Here is a 229-nt window from a genome sequence, read left to right as displayed (position 1 = left end):
CCCATGCGCTTCATCATCGCTCTCTACGAGATCGACCGCGCCTATGGTGGGCCTGAAGAAGGTGCCTGGTGGTACGATACCGGCGAACTGGCTCGATTGCTGGCGCTCGCGCCCACCGAGACCCGCGCCGTCCAGCTTGCCGATCGCGCCAATCGCCTGCTCGAGCGGTTACAGCGCCACCGCCGCCGCGTCGATTCCGTCCTCTACGACGGTGGGCGCTATGCCGCCA

At 66.8% G+C, this 229-nt stretch carries 1 protein-coding gene; it reads left to right on the top strand.

What is annotated here, in order from left to right; all coding sequences use genetic code 11:
• A partial coding sequence (locus ACP3VS_RS24595) for a hypothetical protein (protein WP_426390360.1) occupies positions 1-229 on the top strand: 229 nt, incomplete at both ends.

The organism is Lysinibacillus sp. VIII_CA (genome assembly GCF_049943995.1).
Taxonomy (GTDB): domain Bacteria; phylum Bacillota; class Bacilli; order Bacillales_A; family Planococcaceae; genus Lysinibacillus; species Lysinibacillus pinottii.
This window is presented reverse-complemented; position numbering and strand designations above follow the sequence as displayed.